The following is a 19506-nucleotide window of genomic DNA, read 5'->3' as shown; positions in this document are numbered from 1 at the left end:
GAGAGATGATTGTTTCACCCGGCGTGAAAGCAATGAATTGCTCTTTCGGTCATGCAAAAAAGGTATCAGCGAGCTTCAGGTACTATTGGTGCGGATAGTACAGCGACTTAGACGCGCGGATGGGCGGGGGCTTCGGGTTCATCAGGCTGCGAGAGTGCGATCAGCGCATTAACAACTGCCGCATTGGTTTCATCGGCGCGAATAGCCGCATAAACGTCAATTGCCAGCTGTTTAGCTGCATCGTCAGCCAGTGGCCGGTAACAGAGGCCTGCCTGATGAAAGGTACATTTTGACTGCGGCATCAGGGCGAACCCTTTGCCTCTGGCGATGTGCGCCAGCATCAGCAGGGAGTCTTCTGGCTCTCTGACCCGTTTCAGCGTGACGCTGAGTGTGGAGAAGTAGCGCTCACATTTATCATAAAACTGCGGATTGGCACTGCGCGGAAACCAGCACAGCGGGAGGTCAGCCAGCGCCTCCAGCGCAACGTTTTCAGAGAGGCTGGCGGGGTGTGCTGACGGCATCGCAATCCGCAGTGGCTCACGGTATACCCAGGCATACCGGACGGTATCTTCCGCCTCCGGACCTTTTTCCCCGGTAAGGATCAAATCCAGGCTATTTTTCGCCAGGCTCTGCAGCAGCTGAGCCGAAGTGAGGCTGGGCATCTCCATCTCATCGCTGGCATGAAAAGCGGCGAGCAGCCGGTTAAGTGGGGAAATCAGTTCAAAGTTCAGCGTGCGGGTCAGCCCGATGCGTAGTCGTGCCGCGGCGGGCTGCGCATCCTGCTTCAGGGCACTCAGCGCAGTCAGGATCGCTTCCGCTTTCGTGACCAGCGCGTGGCCAGAATCTGTCAGGGTGACCTTATGCGTCGTGCGCCCGAAAAGCGGCTGGCCCAGCAGATCTTCCAGACTCTGAATCTGACGGGTGAGCGGAGGCTGCGTCATGCTAAGGCGTTCTGCAGCCCGGCGAAAATTAAGCTCGTGCGCGACCGCCAGAAAGCACTGTAACTGTTTAATTGTGGGAAAGTGGCTGCTGATGAGATGCGCGGCTAAAGACATGGCACCATCCTGCTGCTGAAAGAGTGGAGGGAGAACAGGGGAAACGTGAGGAGTCAGCAACGGAGAGGGAATTCCCTCTCCGTTGTAGCGATTACATGCGCTCGACGGTGTCGATACCGAGCGTATCCAGACCCTGCTTCAGTGTCTTCGCGGTCAGCGCGGCCAGCTGCAGTCGGCTCAGACGAGTCGCGTCTGATTCTGCGCTGAGAATCGGACAGTGCTCGTAGAATCCGGAGAACAGACCGGCCAGATCGTAGAGATAAGCACACATCACGTGTGGCGTACCGTCGCGAGCCACCTGCGTGATAACCTCTTCGAACTGCAGCAGGCGGGTTGCCAGCTGTGCTTCGCGCTCTTCGCTAATCACGATCTCTGCATCCAGCGAATCGGCATCAATGCCTGCCTTGCGGAATACAGAGAGCACGCGGGTGTAGGCGTACTGCATGTAAGGCGCCGTGTTGCCTTCAAACGCCAGCATGTTGTCCCAGTCGAAGATGTAGTCGGTGGTGCGACTTTTTGACAGGTCAGCGTATTTCACCGCGCTGATGCCCATCACTTCCGCCAGCGCTTTGACTTCCGCTTCGCTCATCTCCGGATTCTTCTCACGCACCAGCGTGTAGGCACGCTGCCAGGCTTCATCCAGCAGATCGGAGAGCTTGATGGTGCCGCCGCTGCGGGTTTTGAACGGACGGCCATCTTTGCCCAGCATCATGCCGAACGCATGGTGCTCCAGCGGCACAGATTCCGGCACATAACCCGCTTTACGCACGATGGTCCAGGCCTGAACCAGATGCTGATGCTGACGGGAGTCGATGTAGTAGAGCACCCGATCGGCTTTCAGCGTTTCGTAACGGTATTTCGCACAGGCGATATCAGTCGTGGTGTAGAGGTAGCCGCCATCCTTTTTCTGGATGATGACGCCCATCGGCTCCCCTTCTTTGTTCTGGAATTCATCCAGGAACACGACGGTCGCACCTTCGCTCTCAACCGCTAAGCCTTTCTGCTTCAGATCGGAGACGATGCCAGGCAGCATATCGTTATAGAGGCTTTCACCCATGACGTCGTTGCGCGTCAGCGTCACGTTCATACGGTCATAGATTTTCTGGTTCTGACTCATAGTGATGTCGACCAGCTTCTTCCACATCTGGCGGCAGTATTCATCGCCGCTCTGGAGCTTCACGACATAGCTGCGCGCGCGCTCGGCAAACTCAGGATCTTCATCGTAGGTGCGCTTGGCTTCACGGTAAAAGCCTTCAAGATCGGCCAGCGCCATCTCAGCGTGGTGTTCATTCTGCTGTTTTTCCAGGAACGCAATCAGCATGCCGAACTGCGTACCCCAGTCGCCAACGTGGTTCGCACGGATCACCTTGTGTCCGAGAAACTCCAGCGTGCGCACCGCCGCATCACCAATGATGGTGGAGCGGATGTGGCCCACGTGCATCTCTTTCGCAACGTTGGGCGCAGAGTAGTCGACCACAATGGTCTGGGGTTCGGCCAGTTGCACGCCCAGGCGCGGCAGACTCAGCGCTTCGCGGGCATGCTTTGCCAGCCAGTTGTGGTCGAGGAAGATATTGATGAAGCCCGGTCCGGCAATTTCAACTTTGCTGGCGATACCGGTCAGGTCGAGGTGCTGGATTACCGCTTCCGCTAATTGTCGCGGTGCCTGTCCCAGCTTTTTCGCCACGGCCATAATGCCGTTGGCCTGATAGTCTCCAAACTGAACCCGGGCAGACTGGCGAACCTGCGGTTCGCAATCGGCGGGTGCGCCGGCTAAAACCATTGCCTGACTGACTTTTGCGGAAAGAAGTGCCTGAATATTCACCGAGTTACCTTCATGTGCTGAACAACGCCCGGATGAAAAGCCGGGCTGTCATCATCTTGCCTGAGCGCATCGCGTAACGAATTGGCCGAAACGGATAGGACAGACAAAACGGAAAAAAATGAGGGGAAAAGTATACGTGAAATGTGGATGGGCGTCAGCAGTTGGATGAAGCGGGGAAACAGAGCTGAAGAAGATGTTTCCCGGAGGCGTTAACGACGTCGCAGATGACGGCGTGGGTTCTTTACGCTTTTATCTTCGCGCACCTTCCAATGGCGGGAAATTGCAAACCCCATCAGTGCGATCAGGACAGCGACAACGATGAGCATAGACATAGAGCCATTCCTTTTGGTTGTGTTAGGTCAAATTTATAGGAAGGCGGGGGAGGCTGCAATTGTTTGCCGTTCAAATAAGAGTTATCTTATTGTATTAAAGAAGATCATTTAAATCATATATTTAAGGTGCTTTCATCAAGGAACTCATGGCCCTAAACAGGAGATAAATCCGAAATGAAAGATGTTATTATAAGGTTTTGCGTTAAATTCCGGGCCAAATAAGATGAATCTTACCATTTTGTGACGCGGAGCACGCGGTGCACAATGAACCAGACTGATTATAAAGACTAAACAAACAGAGAGGAATCCCGGTGGCTGAGCAATCTTTTCCGGCAGAATTGGATGATTTAAAGACAGATTTAGGACGTTTTGAAGAATCGTTGCAAAGTTTTGCGCAGAGACTGGGTTTGCGCCTTAACGATCTGGAAGTTGACCATATTTCGCTGCGTTGTCATCAGGACACGACGGCAATGCGCTGGCAGCAAGGCCTGCAGCAGATTGGTACTGAATTTTCAGCAGCGATGATCAACGGAAGACAGATATGCCTGTTTAAACTACATGATCCGCTGTTCGTGGCGGGCAGGCAGGTTGATGTGGTTGAACTGCCGTGGCCGGGTGAAAAGCGTTATCGCCATGAAGGCTGGGAGCATATTGAAGTGGTGTTGCGCGGCGATCATCAGACGCTGGGCATGCGCGCGATGGCATTGCTTTCCGATGACGCGCTGACGCAGCCGGGTATTTCATTTAAAACCAGCTCACCGCAGGGCGAGAATGAGCGTTTGCCCAATCCGACCCTGGCGGTAACGGATGGGCAGACGACAATCAAGTTTCACCCATGGCGACTGGAAGAGATTGTCGCCAGCGAGCAGAACTAGATACGGGCGGCTACTGCGCGCTTCAGGCGCGCAACGGCCTCATCCAGCAGCGCGCGGGTACAGCCAAAATTGAGCCGGACAAACTGGTCATTGCCAAACTCGCGACCGGCGGTTAAGCCGAGTCCGTGCTTCTCAAAATAGAGGGCAGGACTGGCCACACCCAGCGCACTGGCGTCGATCCAGGCCAGGTAGGTCGCTTCCGGCGCGGCGACGGACAGACCGGTCATTTTATTAACCTGTGAGACCAGCCAGTCACGATTACTTCGCAGGTAGGTATTCTGCGCCTGCAGCCAGGGTTCACCTTCGCGCCATGCCGCTGCCGCGGCGGTGAGCGCCAGAATATCCACATCCGGCACAATACCGCGTCGCATTCGGTTAAAGCGCGCACGCAGTTCAGCATCAGGGATAATGGCAATGGACGCACCCAGACCAGCAATATTAAAGCTCTTGGAGGGTGACATCAGTGTCACACTGCGCTGAGCGGCATCTCCACTCAGCGACGCAAACGGAATGTGTTTAGCGCCCGGTTCCAGCAGCAGATCGCTGTGGATCTCGTCTGAACAGACGATAAGATCGTGCTTATGCGCAAATTCCAGCTGCGCCTGCAGTTCGTCGCGCCGATAAACGGTGCCGCCCGGGTTCTGCGGATTACACAGCATTAACAGCCGCTCTTTGCCGGTGAGCTGATCTTCAGCCGCATCCATATCCAGCACCCAGCGTCCCTGTTTCAGCGTCAGCGGCAGATTGAGCTGACCCCGTTCTGCCAGTTTTGCCGAACCGCGAAACGGTGGATAGATTGGCGTAGGGGCAATCGTCAGCTCGTCCGGCGCGGTAAACGCACGCACGGCGAGATTAAGCCCGCTCACGACACCCGGCAACACCACAATCCACTCCGGATTAACGTGCCACTGATAGCGTGAGGCGAGCCACGCTATCGCACTGTCAATAAACGCCACCGGCGTATCACCATAACCAAAAATCCCATGCACGGCGCGGGTCTTAATTGCCTCGATGACGCAGTCAGGGGATCGGAAATCCGTATCTGCCACCCACAACGGCAGAATGTCCTGGTCCGCATATTTGTTCCATTTAAGGCTATCGCTGTGACGACGGTCTATCCGTTGGTCGAAATTGAATGCCATAGTTAACTTTCCCGGTAAACTCATTCCAGCAGCCAGACTAACTGATGAATCTGCCTTGAACCAGAGTCATGTAAAGGAGAAGAGAATGACCACACTGGAAATTTGCTGCTATGGCGTGGATTGCGCCGTGACCGCACAACAGGCGGGCGCTGATCGGGTTGAACTTTGTGCCGCACCGCGCGAAGGCGGCCTGACCCCGTCTGCGGGGATGCTGAATGCCGCCCGGCGCGAGGTTTCGATTCCGGTTCATCCTATTGTCCGGCCACGGGGTGGCGATTTTTGTTACACCGCACGTGAATTCGAGGCGATGAAATCGGATGTGGCGTTAATTCGTGAACTCGGTTTTCCCGGTCTGGTGATTGGGATGCTGGATGAAGACGCCCATATTCATCAGGGGCAGATGCGACAGATTATGGCGCTGTGTGACGGTCTGGCGGTGACCTTCCATCGCGCCTTCGATCTCTGTCACAGCCCTAAGCGCGCACTGGAAGCGTTAACGGATTTGGGTGTAGCGCGCATTCTGACATCCGGTCAGCAGCAGAGCGCTGAAAACGGAATTGCATTACTTCGGGAACTAAATGAGACCAGTACCGGTCCTATTATTATGGCAGGTGCGGGCGTGCGTCTCAGCAACCTGCAAAAGTTTCTCGACATGGGGATTGATGAAGTCCATAGCTCGGCCAGTCGCCTGACGGCGTCACCGATGCGCTACCGCAAAGCGGGTGTCTCCATGTGTTCTGAAGCCGAAACCGATGAGTTCAGCCGCTACTGCGTAGACGGCGATGTGGTTGAGGCGATGAAAAGCGTGATGCAGATGAGCACCGTTCGGGTTGCCTGAACCACAACAGATTTTGCCGCGCAGCACGCCGATCATTGACGTGGTGTTTGCAAGTACCAAACCCCAGTACAGCTTGCTGGGGTTCTTTTTGTGTAAAACACGCTCCGTTTGCCGTGACAGCGTTTCGTCCGGTTCAGTTAAAATGCCTGCCTTTTACTAACTAATTAATGTCATCCAGGAATTTAAGGCCTGACGGCATCCTTAACATGCGCTTTATCCGTTACGCTGGCGCCTTGTCGCATTTTCGATGTTTAAAAGGCGATGCTGGCTTAAATCATCGCCGCTGTTCATCTCCACAGCGTTTACACTGAAAGCAACGTCGCCTGGAATTTACCCTATGAAACGCAATCAGATTCTTACTTTAAGCCTGATACTGACCGCTAGTACTGGAAGCGCTGCGGCCAGCGTATGTGGGCCAGACAACACCGCCGTTTCCAGCAGTAATACCCTGATTTTGCTTGGCGGAAATGCGAAAGGCGCGGTGAAGCAGGTGATTGCAGGTGAATTTGGTAAAGATGTGAATTCGCAAAAGCGGGTGCTGGGACAGTTTGACGCCTGCGGCAATCTGACGGTGGCTGACGTCAGCTACGACAAAAGTGAACGCAACGTGATCCTCAGCATGGAGCAACACATCGCCCGGGTACAGGACGGCTGGGTGGCGGAATATGCGTATCTGGTAAAAGTGCTGAAAGAGGGCAGGGAAGTCGTGGTTGATAACCGGCAGGGAACGATTAACTGGCAGAAAGGCCAGCGTGGCACTATCACCAGCGCTTCCGACAGATTTACCAGCATGGGTAAAAGCGGCTTTACCGACACCACCTATCGGTATGATCGCCAGCTACGACTGGAGAAGAGTGTGGCACGTGGCAGCGATCCGCTGACCAACGGCGAGTTCCACTACCACTGGAACCCAAAAGGTCTGGTGACGCGCACCACCTCTGCCCGGGGGACCGACGAATACACCTACGATCACCAGTGGCGTGAAGTGCGGCTCAACGGCACTGCGACCACACCGCTTAGCACTATCCGGTCGGTCGATGAGTGTCAGTCCTGGGATGAGGTTGGCAACTGTACACTGAGCTATCTGCATGAAACCGAAATCTTTACGCGTGGCACCATTGAGCGCCATCTCAGTTCCGCCTACAAATATGAGTACTGGGACCAGCCTGCGGCAGAAGAGTAACAGGCGATCGGATGATCGCCTGTTGGCGGCTTATTTCACCATCTGACTAAAGGCATCCAGCGCCAGCAGGGCGTTGGCGATATCTTCCGGTGACAGATGAGGGTTGAGGTTTTTCAGCGTATCGCCCTCACTGTTCGCCAGTGCCCCCACTTTCACCAGATTTTCCCAGCTTTCATTTTCCAGATGCATTTCACGCAACGTGGTCGGCATGTTGATGCTGCGATAGAAACGAATATAGCGCGCAATTTCCTCATCCGACCGCTGCTCAAGCACCATCTGCGTCAGTGTGCCGTAGGCGACTTTCTCGCCGTGGGTGAGATGATGGATATCGCCATCGATGGCGGTAAAACCATTGTGAATAGCGTGGGCGGCTGCCAGCCCGCCGTTTTCAAAGCCCAGCCCTGAAAGCAGCGTGTTCGCCTCAACCACCGCTTCCACTGCGGGCGTGACCCGTTTTTCGGTAACGGCGATGTATGCGCTGTATCCCCACTTAAGCAGTGTTTCTTCGCAGGCGCGGGCAATCGCCAGTCCGGCAAGAGTCGGATCGCCGCTGACCATCGATTTCGCATGGGAGCGCGCCACTGCCTGCGCTTCAACCCAGGTGGCCAGACCATCGGCAATGCCGGAGGCAAAGAGCCGCGCAGGTGCACTGGCGCAGACTGCCGTATCGACCAGCACCAAATCGGGATTTTTGCTGTAGAAGCGATAGCTTTCAAATACGCCGCTGTCAGAGTAGATGACTGATAGCGCACTACAGGGGGCATCGGTGGAGGCAATGGTCGGCACGATGGCCACCGGCTGTTTAAGTTCGTCCGCCACCGCCTTAACCGTATCCAGCGTTTTGCCGCCGCCCAGCCCGACAACCACGTTACAGCCCTGGCTCTTCGCCAGCGCACTGAGACGGGTGATCTCATTACTGGAGGCCTCGCCGTTAAACTGCTGCCAGCTGAATTTCACCCCGGCGGACTGCAATGTCTGTTGTGTGCGTTCGCCAATCAGCTTCCAGACAACGTCATCCGCCACCAGAAAGGCCTGATCGCCCAGTTCAGTCAGGTACGTTCCCAGCTCATCAAGCACACCTGCGCCCTGCACATATTTACGGGGTGATGAAAAAATAAATTTACTCATAATCACATCTCCTTAAGATGAATGGTTCGACCCGATCCAGCCTGGCACAATCCACTCAGAGTGGCAGTCGATTCCGCGCATGACTGCTCCATGGGCTGTTAAGCTGCCTGAACACCCCTTGCCGGGAGAAATAACGGAGAATCGTCATGAGCGCCACGCTCTTTTCATTTCTGTTTGCGATAACTATTCTGACACTCACACCTGGATTTGATACCGCGCTGGTGCTGCGAACCGCCATTGCACAGGGCTGGCAACGCGCCTGGGCGACAGCCCTTGGCGTAACGCTGGGTTGTCTGCTTTGGGGGATCGCAGTTGGGCTGGGGCTGGGCGCGCTGCTGATGGCCTCTGAAATCGCCTATAACCTGCTAAAGTTGATCGGTGCAGGCTGGCTGCTCTGTCTGGGCATAAAGCTGCTGCTTAAGCCGCGTCAGCAATCCGTGGGGACAGCTGAACAGCCTGCACATCAGCAGGGCTATCTGGCCTGCTTCAGTCGGGGATTAATGGGAAATCTGCTGAATCCTAAAATTGGCGTGTTTTACGTCACTTTTCTGCCACAGTTCATTCCGGCGGGGGCGTCCGTGACGCTCTGGTGCACACTGATGGCACTGGCGCACATGCTACTGGGGCTGTTCTGGAATGCGGTACTGATTGGCGGCAGCCACTATTTCGCCAGCCATCTGCGAAAACCGACGGTGCTGAAGGGGATGGATCGTCTGACCGGCTGTGTATTTATTGGATTTGCGGCGAAACTGGCGTTGTCTCGCCGCTAGGGTATTAAGGTTTGGTGGCGACCAGAACGGCACGCAGAGGCGCCGGATAGCCTTCAACCGTTTTGCTGGGATCATCGGGGTCGAGGAATTCAGCCAGCGACTCGCTGGTCATCCAGTCGGTACGGCGCTGCTCTTCGGTGGTGGTCAGAGCAAAATCGACAATCCGCACATCGACAAAGCCGCTTTTCTCCAGCCAGCTTTTCAGCGCTTTCGCTGAAGGGATAAAGAACACATTGCGCATCTGTGCATAGCGTTCACCGGGCACCAGCACCTGATTCACATCGCCTTCAATCACCAGCGTTTCCAGCACCAGCTCGCCTCCGCTCACCAGCTGATTTTTTAGTTGTAGCAAGTGATCCAGCGGCGAACGACGGTGATAGAGAACACCCATCGAAAATACGGTATCAAACGCCTGTAACGCTGGGAGTTGCTCAATGCCCAGCGGCAGCATATGCGCACGGCGATCGTCATTCAGCAGCTTACGCACTGCTTCGAACTGCACCAGGAACAGCTGCATCGGATCGATGCCGACCACCAGGTGTGCGCCTGCGCCAATCATCCGCCACATGTGGTAACCGCTGCCACAGCCGACATCCAGTACTGTGCGGCCCGCCAGCGGGGAGATGTGCGGTATCACGCGTTCCCACTTCCAGTCAGATCGCCATTCTGTGTTGATGTGGGTGCCATAGAGGAAATAAGGCCCTTTGCGCCACGGCATCAGGTTACGCAGTAATTTCTCAATCCCCTGACGATGGCGGTCGCTGATGTCATCGCGGTCGGCGGTGACGCTGTGCAGCAGGTCCAGTTTTTGCGGTTCCAGCAGCGGCAGATACTCCAGCGACTTGTACCAGTCACGAAAGTGCCCGTGCAGGTTTTCACGCTGCCACTCACTGATTTGCGCCGGTAAGACTTCCAGCCACTTCGCCAGCGGGCCCACTGCAATTTGCTGATAAAAACGGCCAAAGTCGATCATTTCAACGCCACCAGAGATCCAAAATTAAAGCACTGGAACCAGAGTTCGGCGTGCGAGAACCCGGCCTGTTTCAGGCGGGCTTTATGCGCTTCAACGCTGTCAGTCAGCATCACATTTTCCAGCATGCTGCGTTTCTGGCTGATTTCCAGTTCGCTGTAGCCGTTGGCGCGCTTGAAGTCGTGATGCATGTTAAACAGCAGCTCACCGACCTCGGCATCTTCAAAGCTGAACTTCTCCGACAGCACCAGCGCGCCGCCCGGTTTGAGTCCCTGCCAGATCTTTTCCAGCAGCGCCAGACGTGCAGGCGGCTCAAGAAACTGCAGCGTGAAGTTGAGTACCACCAGCGAGGCGTCTTCAATCTCAATGTCGCGGATATCCGCTTCCAGCACCGTGACCGGTGTGTCCGCGCGAAACGCATCAAGATGGCGACGACAGCGCTCCACCATCGCCGGGGAGTTATCCACCGCGATGATCTGGCAACCCGGCACATGAATATTGCGACGCACCGAAAGGGTGGCCGCACCCAGCGAGCAGCCCAGGTCATAGACCCTGCTGTCCGGAGTCACAAAACGTTCTGCCAGCATGCCAATCATCGAAATGATGTTGGAGTAGCCGGGCACCGAGCGCTGAATCATGTCAGGAAAGACTTCAGCTACACGCTCGTCAAAAGTCCAGTCGCCCAGTTTTGCAATGGGCGCTGAGAAGAGTTGATCGCGGTCAGACATATCGAAAATCCGAAGAGACGACGGAAAGGGCGCTATTCTCGCAGAAAGTGGGGCGGGCTGCACCCCTTAACCCAGGCTGGCTTAATGGAACGTCAGGACCAGTTCCCACGGCATATAAATCAGGTTGAAAATCACCATGCCACACAGTGAAAACAGCGTCAGGAGCATGCCATATTTACGGCCCGCCATGGCGCTGCTGCGCAATCCCCATGCGTGCAGCAGGCGGCTGATAAAGAACAGCAGGCCGGTGAGATGCACCATCCAGATATCGGCGCCGTTCATCTCCATCATCACCAGCAGAAACAGCGCCAGTGGAATGGTTTCGATGGCATTGCCATGAATGCGGATCGCCATTTTCAGGTCGTGATAGCCGCCATCGCCATACGCCACCCGGTAGAACCGACGGTAACGCACCACGTCCAGCGTGAATTTCATTATCAGCAATGCCCCTATCACCACATATAACGCGCTAACCATAGCCACTCCCGCGACTGTCCATAATGATTCGATTCTAACGGGCGCACAGCCCGCTGTCCTGTAACGCAATCAAAACAGTGACGTCTGTTGCGGCCAGTCGGGTCCGTTACCGATAGCCGGATCGATCTCCTGCAACTGCGGCCAGAGTGCCTGCACCAGCGGAAAGACCTGACCCATATCGGGCGTGTGCAGAAACAGCATGGCGTCGCCCTGTCGCTGCCACTCAGCCAGCTTAGTACGCCAGATCTGGAACAGCGGCACGCTCTCGTCCACGCTGTCGCTGCCGATAAACCGCACCATCGGCTGCGAGCCAGTTCGCAGGGCATGCGGCGGCACTCTCGGCTTCTGCGAACGCGCGACCAGCGCCGCCGGGCTTTGCGAGGTGGAGGCGTGAACCGGACGGCTATCGAGGATTACACGATTGATTCCACGCGCCAGCAGGCCCCGATTCAATGACCGTTCCGCCTCGCCCTTGGCAAAGAAAGCCGGATGACGCACTTCAACGCCATAGTGAAAACGGCGCGGCAGACTATCCAGAAAACGCCACAGGTCATTGAGCTGTGCCGGGGAGAAGCTGGCGGGCAGCTGCAGCCAGTACTGACCGATACGATCGGCCAGCGGCTCCATCAGGCGCAGAAAATCGGTCAGCAGATCATCGCTATGCTGCAGCGCCGCCTGATGGCTGATGGTGTTGGGAAATTTAAAGCAGAAGCGAAATGCATCGTGGGTCATGTCGCGCCAGCGCATCACCGTTTCAGCATTCGGCAGCGCATAGAGGGTGGTATTTCCCTCTACGCAGTGGAAGTAGCGGGCATAGTCCGCCAGGCTTTCGATACCCCAGCGTTTCCAGTGTGAATGCTGCCACTGGGGCAGGCCAATACGAAGTGTCACGCGCGCTCCTGGCTGCAGGTTAAGTGACCTCATTATCCGCTATGGTCAGGCTGAGGGGCAAATGCACACAGGAAATCGGTGCTTTGGCGCTGATCTGCTTATCCTGTCTGGCTTTTTCCATTATAATGGCCGCCATTTTTGCGACAGCATCGCATCAGGTAACGCGGCCGGATGCTGTCAGCTGCAGCGGCGAAGTTAAAAGGATAGTGTTATGCGTACAGAATATTGCGGACAGCTCAATCTGTCTCATGTGGGTCAGCAAGTCACGCTTTGCGGCTGGGTAAACCGCCGTCGCGATCTGGGCAGTTTGATTTTTATCGACATGCGCGACCGTGAAGGCATCGTGCAGGTATTTTTTGATCCCGATCGTCAGGACGCATTTAAGCTGGCTTCTGAACTGCGTAACGAATTCTGCATCCAGATCACCGGTACTGTGCGCGCACGCGATGAGAAGAACAAAAACAGCGACATGGCGACCGGCGAAGTCGAAGTGTTTGCCCAGGCGCTGACCATCATCAACCGATCTGAGCCACTGCCGCTGGACTCCAACCAGACCAACAGCGAAGAAGCGCGCCTGAAATACCGCTACCTGGATCTGCGTCGCCCTGAGATGGTGACGCGTTTGAAAACCCGCGCAAAAATCACCAGCTTTGTCCGTCGCTTTATGGATGACGAAGGGTTCCTGGATATCGAAACCCCGATGCTGACCAAGGCGACGCCAGAAGGCGCGCGCGACTATCTGGTGCCAAGCCGGGTTCACAAAGGCAAATTCTATGCGCTGCCGCAGTCACCACAGCTGTTCAAACAGCTGCTGATGATGTCCGGCTTTGACCGCTACTATCAGATCGTAAAATGCTTCCGCGATGAAGATTTACGTGCCGATCGTCAGCCAGAGTTTACCCAGATCGACGTAGAAACCTCCTTTATGACTGCGCCACAGGTGCGCGAAATCATGGAGCGTTTAATCCGCAATCTGTGGCAGGACGTGCAGGGCGTAGATCTCGGTGCGTTCCCGCAGATGACCTTTGCGGAAGCGATGCATCGCTACGGTTCCGATAAGCCGGATCTGCGTAACCCGATGGAGCTGGTGGACGTTGGCGACCTGCTGAAAAACGTGGAGTTCCAGGTCTTCTCTGGCCCGGCTAACGACGAAAAAGGCCGTGTTGCCGCGCTGCGTGTACCGACGGGTGCGCAGCTGAGCCGTAAGCAGATTGATGAATATGGCAAATTCGTGGAGATTTACGGCGCGAAAGGGCTGGCGTGGATGAAGGTTAACGTCCGTGCAGATGGCCTGGAAGGCGTGCAGAGTCCGGTTGCCAAGTTCCTGAATGCAGAGATCGTTGAAGGCATTCTGAGCCGTACCGGCGCGCAGGATGGCGACATTATCTTCTTTGGTGCTGACCGCGCCAAAGTGGTCGCTGACGCACTGGGTGCGCTTCGCCTGAAAGTGGGCCGCGAGCTGAACATCACCGATGAGAACGCCTGGGCACCGCTGTGGGTGATCGACTTCCCGATGTTCGAAGAGGACGAGGAAGGCGGTCTGGCCGCCATGCACCATCCGTTCACTGCGCCAAAAGAGATGAGCGCAGAAGAACTGGCAGCCGATCCGACCCGTGCCGTGGCGAATGCTTATGACATGGTGATCAACGGTTATGAAGTTGGCGGCGGTTCAGTGCGTATCCACAACGGCAAAATGCAGCAGACGGTGTTCAGCATTCTGGGTATTGAAGAGCATGAGCAGCGCGAGAAGTTTGGCTTCCTGCTGGATGCGCTGAAGTTCGGTACACCACCGCATGCAGGCCTGGCTTTTGGTCTGGATCGCCTGACCATGCTGCTGACCGGCACCGACAACATTCGTGACGTTATCGCGTTCCCGAAAACCACGGCGGCAGCCTGCATGATGACCGAAGCGCCAAGCGAAGCGAACCCGGCTTCTCTGCTGGAGCTTGGCATCCAGGTGGTTAAAAAAGAAAAGCCTGAGAATAAATAATGGGCTATAAACACCCGGTTTCAGTGCTGGTCGTCATTTCGGCGCGCGATACTGGCCGGGTGCTGATGCTGCAGCGGCGTGACGATCCCACGTTCTGGCAGTCGGTGACCGGCAGCCTGGAAGCGGGAGAGTCACCGCTGACAACCGCGTGTCGTGAGGTGCATGAAGAGGTCGGCATTAACGTGCTGGCTGAGCAGCTGGAAATAGAGGATTGTCAGCGTCAGATTGATTTTGAAATCTTCCCCCATTTCCGCCATCGCTATGCGCCGGATGTTACCCATAATCACGAGCACTGGTTTCGCCTGCAATTGCCGGAAGAGCGTAATATCACGCTGACCGAGCATCTGGCGTTTCGCTGGCTGGCACCCGCTGACGCTGCAGCATTAACCCGATCATGGAGTAATCGCCAGGCAATTGAAGAATTTATCTGAATGCTCGCCATCGCCCGGTATTCCGGCGGCGGATAGATTAAATTTTATGAATCTGGTGAGTTTTAACAGGACTACACCAACCTATTGAACAGTCAGGCGTCATCCTCGCCACGAAATTGTTCACCGTCAGCGCGAATCCCCTGCGTACACAGATACGTGAGGATAACGCGTAACGCTCGCCTCTCAGGGCCGTCAGGTTGTCAATTACCTGGCTGAGCACCGACGGTAAATAAGCTCGCAGCCAGGAGAGTCTGCACCCTGTAAAAGATCGGAGAATATTTAACATGGCAGGACACAGTAAGTGGGCAAATACCAAACACCGTAAGGCGGCGCAGGATGCCAAGCGCGGCAAAATTTTTACCAAAATCATTCGTGAACTGGTGACGGCGGCCAAGCTGGGTGGTGGCGATCCGGGTTCCAACCCGCGTCTGCGTGCAGCGATGGATAAAGCGCTGGCCAACAACATGACCCGTGACACCATGGATCGCGCCATCGCGCGCGGGGTGGGCGGCGATGACAACGCCAACATGGAAACCATCATTTATGAAGGTTACGGTCCTGGCGGCTCAGCCATCATGATTGAATGCCTGAGTGATAACCGTAACCGTACCGTAGGCGAAGTGCGTCACGCCTTCACCAAAACAGGCGGCAACCTGGGCACCGACGGTTCCGTGGCGTACCTGTTCAACAAAAAAGGTGTGATCTCCTTCGCGCCAGGTCAGGATGAAGACGCGGTGATGGAAGCCGCACTGGAAGCGGGCGGCGAAGACATCGTCACCTATGACGACGGCGCGATTGATGTCTTTACCGCATGGGAAGAGATGGGCACCGTGCGTGATGCACTGGAAGCCGCTGGCCTGAAAGCGGATACCGCAGAAGTGGCAATGATCCCGACCACCAAAGCGGAAATGGATGCAGAAACCGCACCAAAACTGCTGCGTCTGATCGACATGCTGGAAGATTGCGATGATGTGCAGGAGGTTTATCACAACGGTGAGATCTCCGACGAGGTGGCGGAAACGCTGTAATGGCGGTTGTCACCCTGTTAACCGGAGAGGCGTAATGTCGATTATTCTGGGTATCGATCCCGGCTCACGCATCACCGGTTATGGTGTTATTCGTCAGACCGGCCGCCAGCTCACGTATCTGGGCAGCGGCTGTATCCGCACCAATACCACCGAATTGCCCGCCCGCCTGAAGCTGATTTATGCGGGCGTCTGTGAAATCATCACGCAGTTTTCACCCGATTTCTTCGCCATTGAACAGGTGTTTATGGCGAAGAATGCAGACTCCGCGCTGAAGCTCGGCCAGGCGCGCGGTGCCGCGATTGTTGCTGCGGTAAACCACGATCTGCCCGTGTTTGAGTATGCTGCCCGTCAGGTAAAACAGACTGTAGTTGGCATCGGTAGCGCCGAGAAAAGTCAGGTGCAGCATATGGTGCGAACCCTGCTGAAGCTGCCAGCAAACCCGCAGGCGGATGCTGCCGATGCGCTGGCGATAGCCATTACTCACTGTCATGTGGCGCAGAACGCCGCTCGCATGAGTGACAGCAAGCTGGTGCTGACGCGCGGACGGTTGCGCTCAGGTTAGGGCATGGCACAGAACAGACACTCAGGCTGGATATTCATCCAGCCTTTTTTATGTTATAAAATCCGCCACATTCGTTAGTTAAGGAAGCATTCAGGTGATAGGTCGTTTACGGGGCAACATTCTGGAAAAGCAGCCGCCACTGGTGCTGCTTGAGGCACACGGCGTCGGCTATGAAATTTACATGCCCATGACCTGTTTTTATGAGTTGCCTGAACTTCAGCACGAAGCGGTTATTTTTACCCACTTTGTCGTGCGTGAAGATGCTCAGCTGCTGTTTGGTTTTAACAGCAAGCAGGAGCGCGCGCTGTTTCGTGAGCTGATAAAAGTGAATGGCGTCGGACCCAAGCTGGCGCTGGCGATCCTCTCCGGCATGTCGGCGCAGCAATTTGTGACCGCTGTTGAGAAAGAAGAGATCGCGTCACTGGTGAAACTGCCTGGCGTAGGTAAAAAGACCGCTGAGCGTCTGGTCGTCGAGATGAAGGACCGCTTCAAAGGGATGCACGGCGACCTGTTTGGCGGCGATTCGGCCTTTACGCTCACCACGCCGAGCGCCGAGCCGGAAACCAACGATGCGGAATCTGAAGCGGTTGCAGCACTGGTATCACTGGGTTATAAACCGCAGGAAGCGAGCCGTATGATCAGTAAAGTCGGTCGACCGGATGCGGATTGTGAAACCCTGATCCGTGAAGCGCTCCGCGCCGCCATTTGAGGTAAGTCATGATAGAAGCCGACCGCCTGGTCTCCGCTGCCAGCATTAACGAAGAAGAAATAATCGACCGCGCCATTCGCCCGAAGATGCTGACCGAGTATGTCGGTCAGCCACAGGTGCGTGAGCAGATGGAGATTTTCATCAAAGCCGCCCAGCTGCGTGGCGATGCGCTGGATCATCTGCTGATCTTCGGTCCGCCAGGTCTGGGGAAAACCACGCTGGCGAACATTGTGGCCAACGAGATGGGCGTGAACCTGCGTACCACATCGGGTCCGGTGCTGGAGAAGGCGGGCGATCTGGCGGCGATGCTGACCAACCTTGAACCCCATGACGTGCTGTTTATCGATGAGATCCATCGCCTGTCACCGGTGGTGGAAGAAGTGCTCTATCCGGCAATGGAAGATTATCAGCTCGATATCATGATCGGTGAAGGCCCGGCGGCGCGTTCGATCAAGCTCGATCTGCCGCCGTTCACCCTGATTGGTGCCACCACGCGTGCAGGCTCACTGACCTCGCCGCTGCGTGATCGTTTTGGCATTGTGCAGCGTCTGGAGTTTTATCAGGTTAAAGATCTGCAGCACATCGTAGGACGCAGTGCCGCCTGTCTGGGACTGGCGCTGAGTGACGAAGGGGCATTAGAGATCGCTCGTCGTGCACGCGGCACCCCGCGTATCGCTAATCGCCTGCTGCGCCGGGTACGTGACTTCGCTGAAGTTCGGGCGAATGGTGATATGAGCGGTGAGGTCTCCTGCAGTGCGCTGGATATGCTTAACGTCGACAGCGAAGGGTTCGATTATATGGACCGTAAACTGCTGCTGGCGATCATCGACAAGTTTATGGGTGGGCCGGTAGGGCTGGATAACCTGGCTGCGGCGATTGGTGAAGAGCGTGAAACCATCGAAGATGTGATTGAACCCTTCCTGATTCAGCAGGGCTTCATTCAGCGCACACCGCGTGGCCGTCTGGCCACGCAGCATGCTTATCGTCACTTCGGCATTACGCGCGAAGAGTAATTACACAGCCGGTTTGCGCACCATGCTGAAGATAAACAGGATGGCGGCACAGAGCACCACTGACGGCCCGGCAGGCGTGTCGTAAAACGCCGAGAAGGTCAGACCGCCAGTGACGGCGATCACGCCGATGACCACCGCGACGGCCGCCATGCCTTCCGGCGAGCGCACAAAACGGCGTGCGGTAGCAGCCGGAATAATCAGCAGTGAGGTGATGATCAGCGCACCCACAAACTTCATCGCCACGCCAATCGTCAGCGCCGTGACCAGCATAAGAATCAGCCGGGTACGCTGGATGTTGACGCCATCGACCTGCGCCAGTTCCGGGCTGATGGTCATGGACAGCAGCGACCGCCACTGCCACGCCATCACCAGCAGCACAATCACCACGCCGCCACCCATCATCCAGAGATCGTCTGGCGTCACCGCCAGCAGATCGCCAAACAGATACGCCATCAGATCGACGCGCACATTCTTCATCAGGCTGACGACGACCAGGCCCAGCGACAGCGCGCTGTGCGCCATAATGCCCAGCAGGGTATCGATAGCCAGATGCGGACGACGCTCCAGCCAGACCAGTCCCAGTGCCAGGCAGACCGTCACCAGAATCACCGCATAGTAGGGGTTCACGTTCAGCAGCAGGCCAAAGGCTACGCCGAGCAGAGACGCGTGCGCCAGGGTATCGCCAAAGTAGGACATCTTACGCCAGACGACGAACGAACCCAGCGGACCGGCAGCCAGCGCTAACATCACACCGCCTATCCAGCCCGGTAATAACAACTCAATCATGATGAACCCTGTCCTTTGCGTAAAACGATACGTCCCTGAAGGTCGTGACGATGATTATGATGATGACGGTAGATCGCCAGCTCCTGCGCGCCACGCGGGCCAAACATCGCGATAAATTCGGGATGCTGCGAGACGGCTTCCGGCGTGCCGGAACAGCAGATATGGTGGTTGAGGCACAACACTTCGTCGGTTTTTGCCATCACCAGATGCAGATCGTGGGAAACCATCAGCACACCGCAGTTCAGTTCCACACGTAACTGATTGATCAGGTCATACAGGGCAACCTGACCGTTCACGTCCACTCCCTGCGTCGGTTCATCCAGCACCAGCAACTGAGGCTGGTTCAGAAGGGCGCGCGCCAGCAACACACGCTGAGTTTCACCGCCGGACAGCTTCTGCAGCGGAGAGTTGAGCAGATGGCCCGCCTGCACTCGTTTCAGTGCCGGCATAATCTCCGCGTGTTTGCTGCCACGGGTCAGACGCATAAAGCGCTCAACCGTGACCGGCAGGGTAGGATCGATGTGGAGCTTCTGTGGCACGTAGCCGATACGCAGAGCAGGATCACGCTGAACCGAACCGGTTGTAGGGGCGAGCAGGCCAAGCACCACACGCACCAGCGTAGATTTTCCGGCACCGTTGGGACCCAGCAGGGTGAGGATGCGGCCAGGATGCAACGCCAGGCTGACGCCTGATAACACATTGCGCTGGTTAAATTTTATGGAAACGTTATCGAGTGTGACAAGTGAGGTCATAGTATTTACAGGTTGCACAGAATT

21 protein-coding genes are annotated in these 19506 nt (G+C 56.0%); 10 read left to right on the top strand and 11 right to left on the bottom strand.

Going from position 1 to position 19506, the window contains the following annotated elements; all coding sequences use genetic code 11:
• Positions 1-107: 107 nt before the first annotated feature.
• The 3 genes from N1689_RS07285 to N1689_RS07275 form a co-directional block, all read right to left on the bottom strand.
• Positions 108-1055: a LysR family transcriptional regulator gene (locus N1689_RS07285; RefSeq protein ID WP_161733149.1), complete on the bottom strand. Its 948-nt coding sequence runs from the start codon at positions 1053-1055 to the stop codon at positions 108-110.
• Positions 1056-1146: 91 nt separating this feature from the next.
• Positions 1147-2877 carry an arginine--tRNA ligase gene (argS, locus tag N1689_RS07280; protein WP_222925368.1) on the bottom strand — a complete coding sequence of 577 codons (1731 nt, stop codon included), beginning with the start codon at positions 2875-2877 and terminating at the stop codon, positions 1147-1149.
• A 209-nt stretch (positions 2878-3086) separates the two neighbouring features.
• Complete coding sequence (locus tag N1689_RS07275) at positions 3087-3209, bottom strand: hypothetical protein (protein WP_009089698.1); 123 nt, start codon at positions 3207-3209, stop codon at positions 3087-3089.
• 311 nt (positions 3210-3520) lie between these two features.
• Between N1689_RS07275 and N1689_RS07270 the strand changes: the two genes are divergently transcribed.
• The gene (locus tag N1689_RS07270; protein WP_161733145.1) at positions 3521-4084 is read left to right on the top strand and encodes a VOC family protein; all 564 of its coding nucleotides are present in this window, start codon (positions 3521-3523) and stop codon (positions 4082-4084) included.
• On the opposite strand, the gene N1689_RS07265 is transcribed toward N1689_RS07270, so the two are convergent.
• On the bottom strand, positions 4081-5226 hold the full coding sequence (locus tag N1689_RS07265) for a MalY/PatB family protein (protein WP_253418923.1): 1146 nt from the start codon (positions 5224-5226) through the stop codon (positions 4081-4083). The two genes, N1689_RS07270 and N1689_RS07265, sit on opposite strands and share 4 nt — an antisense overlap.
• Positions 5227-5311: 85 nt before the next feature.
• Here N1689_RS07265 and cutC point away from each other — a divergent pair, with 85 nt between their 5' ends.
• On the top strand, positions 5312-6064 hold the full coding sequence (gene cutC / locus N1689_RS07260; protein ID WP_161733140.1) for a copper homeostasis protein CutC: 753 nt from the start codon (positions 5312-5314) through the stop codon (positions 6062-6064).
• A gap of 337 nt (positions 6065-6401) precedes the next feature.
• Positions 6402-7247, top strand: a complete 846-nt coding sequence (locus N1689_RS07255; protein WP_161733138.1) for a hypothetical protein — start codon at positions 6402-6404, stop codon at positions 7245-7247.
• A gap of 30 nt (positions 7248-7277) precedes the next feature.
• Here the strand turns inward: N1689_RS07255 and N1689_RS07250 are convergent, their stop codons facing one another.
• Positions 7278-8375: a glycerol dehydrogenase gene (locus N1689_RS07250; RefSeq protein WP_161733136.1), complete on the bottom strand. Its 1098-nt coding sequence runs from the start codon at positions 8373-8375 to the stop codon at positions 7278-7280.
• Between the two features lie 146 nt (positions 8376-8521).
• Here N1689_RS07250 and N1689_RS07245 point away from each other — a divergent pair, with 146 nt between their 5' ends.
• Complete coding sequence (locus N1689_RS07245) at positions 8522-9145, top strand: LysE family translocator (protein ID WP_260058390.1); 624 nt, start codon at positions 8522-8524, stop codon at positions 9143-9145.
• A gap of 4 nt (positions 9146-9149) precedes the next feature.
• Here the strand turns inward: N1689_RS07245 and cmoB are convergent, their stop codons facing one another.
• The 4 genes from cmoB to N1689_RS07225 all read right to left on the bottom strand — a co-directional run bounded on the left by cmoB (position 9150) and on the right by N1689_RS07225 (position 12211).
• Positions 9150-10118 carry a tRNA 5-methoxyuridine(34)/uridine 5-oxyacetic acid(34) synthase CmoB gene (gene cmoB, locus N1689_RS07240; protein WP_161733132.1) on the bottom strand — a complete coding sequence of 323 codons (969 nt, stop codon included), beginning with the start codon at positions 10116-10118 and terminating at the stop codon, positions 9150-9152.
• Positions 10115-10843: a carboxy-S-adenosyl-L-methionine synthase CmoA gene (cmoA, locus tag N1689_RS07235; RefSeq protein WP_033732927.1), complete on the bottom strand. Its 729-nt coding sequence runs from the start codon at positions 10841-10843 to the stop codon at positions 10115-10117. The genes cmoB and cmoA overlap by 4 nt, the downstream gene beginning before the upstream one ends.
• 81 nt (positions 10844-10924) lie before the next feature.
• The gene (locus tag N1689_RS07230) at positions 10925-11320 is read right to left on the bottom strand and encodes an MAPEG family protein (RefSeq protein WP_161733130.1); all 396 of its coding nucleotides are present in this window, start codon (positions 11318-11320) and stop codon (positions 10925-10927) included.
• Between the two features lie 69 nt (positions 11321-11389).
• The gene (locus N1689_RS07225) at positions 11390-12211 is read right to left on the bottom strand and encodes a DUF72 domain-containing protein (RefSeq protein ID WP_253418902.1); all 822 of its coding nucleotides are present in this window, start codon (positions 12209-12211) and stop codon (positions 11390-11392) included.
• Between the two features lie 211 nt (positions 12212-12422).
• Between N1689_RS07225 and aspS the strand changes: the two genes are divergently transcribed.
• The 6 genes from aspS (at position 12423) to ruvB (ending at position 17944) form a co-directional block, all read left to right on the top strand.
• Positions 12423-14201 (top strand): aspartate--tRNA ligase, encoded by a 1779-nt coding sequence (gene aspS / locus N1689_RS07220; RefSeq protein ID WP_161733126.1) that lies wholly within the window; start codon positions 12423-12425, stop codon positions 14199-14201.
• A complete protein-coding gene (gene nudB, locus N1689_RS07215) occupies positions 14201-14632 on the top strand; it encodes a dihydroneopterin triphosphate diphosphatase (protein WP_161733124.1) in 432 nt (143 codons plus the stop codon). The genes aspS and nudB overlap by 1 nt, the downstream gene beginning before the upstream one ends.
• Positions 14633-14916: 284 nt before the next feature.
• Complete coding sequence (locus tag N1689_RS07210; protein WP_033732924.1) at positions 14917-15660, top strand: YebC/PmpR family DNA-binding transcriptional regulator; 744 nt, start codon at positions 14917-14919, stop codon at positions 15658-15660.
• Between the two features lie 34 nt (positions 15661-15694).
• On the top strand, positions 15695-16222 hold the full coding sequence (ruvC, locus tag N1689_RS07205; protein ID WP_003849205.1) for a crossover junction endodeoxyribonuclease RuvC: 528 nt from the start codon (positions 15695-15697) through the stop codon (positions 16220-16222).
• 94 nt (positions 16223-16316) lie between these two features.
• Complete coding sequence (gene ruvA, locus N1689_RS07200) at positions 16317-16931, top strand: Holliday junction branch migration protein RuvA (protein WP_003849207.1); 615 nt, start codon at positions 16317-16319, stop codon at positions 16929-16931.
• Between the two features lie 8 nt (positions 16932-16939).
• Positions 16940-17944 carry a Holliday junction branch migration DNA helicase RuvB gene (ruvB, locus tag N1689_RS07195; protein ID WP_013358170.1) on the top strand — a complete coding sequence of 335 codons (1005 nt, stop codon included), beginning with the start codon at positions 16940-16942 and terminating at the stop codon, positions 17942-17944.
• Here the strand turns inward: ruvB and znuB are convergent, their stop codons facing one another.
• Positions 17945-18730: a zinc ABC transporter permease subunit ZnuB gene (znuB, locus tag N1689_RS07190; RefSeq protein WP_098050283.1), complete on the bottom strand. Its 786-nt coding sequence runs from the start codon at positions 18728-18730 to the stop codon at positions 17945-17947.
• The gene (gene znuC, locus N1689_RS07185; protein WP_260058387.1) at positions 18727-19482 is read right to left on the bottom strand and encodes a zinc ABC transporter ATP-binding protein ZnuC; all 756 of its coding nucleotides are present in this window, start codon (positions 19480-19482) and stop codon (positions 18727-18729) included. Before znuC ends, znuB begins: the two co-directional genes overlap by 4 nt.
• Positions 19483-19506 lie beyond the last annotated feature (24 nt).

The sequence above is a fragment of the Pantoea sp. XY16 genome (assembly GCF_025153065.1).
Classification (GTDB): Bacteria; Pseudomonadota; Gammaproteobacteria; order Enterobacterales; family Enterobacteriaceae; genus Pantoea; species Pantoea alfalfae.
This window is presented reverse-complemented; position numbering and strand designations above follow the sequence as displayed.

Excerpts from the sequence above, each read along its gene's own strand:
- N1689_RS07285 (WP_161733149.1), bottom strand. The coding sequence starts at position 1,055 with ATGTCTTTAGCCGCGCATCTCATCAGCAGCCACTTTCCCACAATTAAA.
- N1689_RS07275 (WP_009089698.1), bottom strand. The coding sequence starts at position 3,209 with ATGTCTATGCTCATCGTTGTCGCTGTCCTGATCGCACTGATGGGGTTT.
- N1689_RS07265 (WP_253418923.1), bottom strand. The coding sequence starts at position 5,226 with ATGGCATTCAATTTCGACCAACGGATAGACCGTCGTCACAGCGATAGC.
- cutC (WP_161733140.1), top strand. The coding sequence starts at position 5,312 with ATGACCACACTGGAAATTTGCTGCTATGGCGTGGATTGCGCCGTGACC.
- N1689_RS07255 (WP_161733138.1), top strand. The coding sequence starts at position 6,402 with ATGAAACGCAATCAGATTCTTACTTTAAGCCTGATACTGACCGCTAGT.
- N1689_RS07250 (WP_161733136.1), bottom strand. The coding sequence starts at position 8,375 with ATGAGTAAATTTATTTTTTCATCACCCCGTAAATATGTGCAGGGCGCA.
- N1689_RS07245 (WP_260058390.1), top strand. The coding sequence starts at position 8,522 with ATGAGCGCCACGCTCTTTTCATTTCTGTTTGCGATAACTATTCTGACA.
- cmoB (WP_161733132.1), bottom strand. The coding sequence starts at position 10,118 with ATGATCGACTTTGGCCGTTTTTATCAGCAAATTGCAGTGGGCCCGCTG.
- cmoA (WP_033732927.1), bottom strand. The coding sequence starts at position 10,843 with ATGTCTGACCGCGATCAACTCTTCTCAGCGCCCATTGCAAAACTGGGC.
- N1689_RS07230 (WP_161733130.1), bottom strand. The coding sequence starts at position 11,320 with ATGGTTAGCGCGTTATATGTGGTGATAGGGGCATTGCTGATAATGAAA.
- aspS (WP_161733126.1), top strand. The coding sequence starts at position 12,423 with ATGCGTACAGAATATTGCGGACAGCTCAATCTGTCTCATGTGGGTCAG.
- nudB (WP_161733124.1), top strand. The coding sequence starts at position 14,201 with ATGGGCTATAAACACCCGGTTTCAGTGCTGGTCGTCATTTCGGCGCGC.
- N1689_RS07210 (WP_033732924.1), top strand. The coding sequence starts at position 14,917 with ATGGCAGGACACAGTAAGTGGGCAAATACCAAACACCGTAAGGCGGCG.
- ruvC (WP_003849205.1), top strand. The coding sequence starts at position 15,695 with ATGTCGATTATTCTGGGTATCGATCCCGGCTCACGCATCACCGGTTAT.
- ruvB (WP_013358170.1), top strand. The coding sequence starts at position 16,940 with ATGATAGAAGCCGACCGCCTGGTCTCCGCTGCCAGCATTAACGAAGAA.
- znuB (WP_098050283.1), bottom strand. The coding sequence starts at position 18,730 with ATGATTGAGTTGTTATTACCGGGCTGGATAGGCGGTGTGATGTTAGCG.
- znuC (WP_260058387.1), bottom strand. The coding sequence starts at position 19,482 with ATGACCTCACTTGTCACACTCGATAACGTTTCCATAAAATTTAACCAG.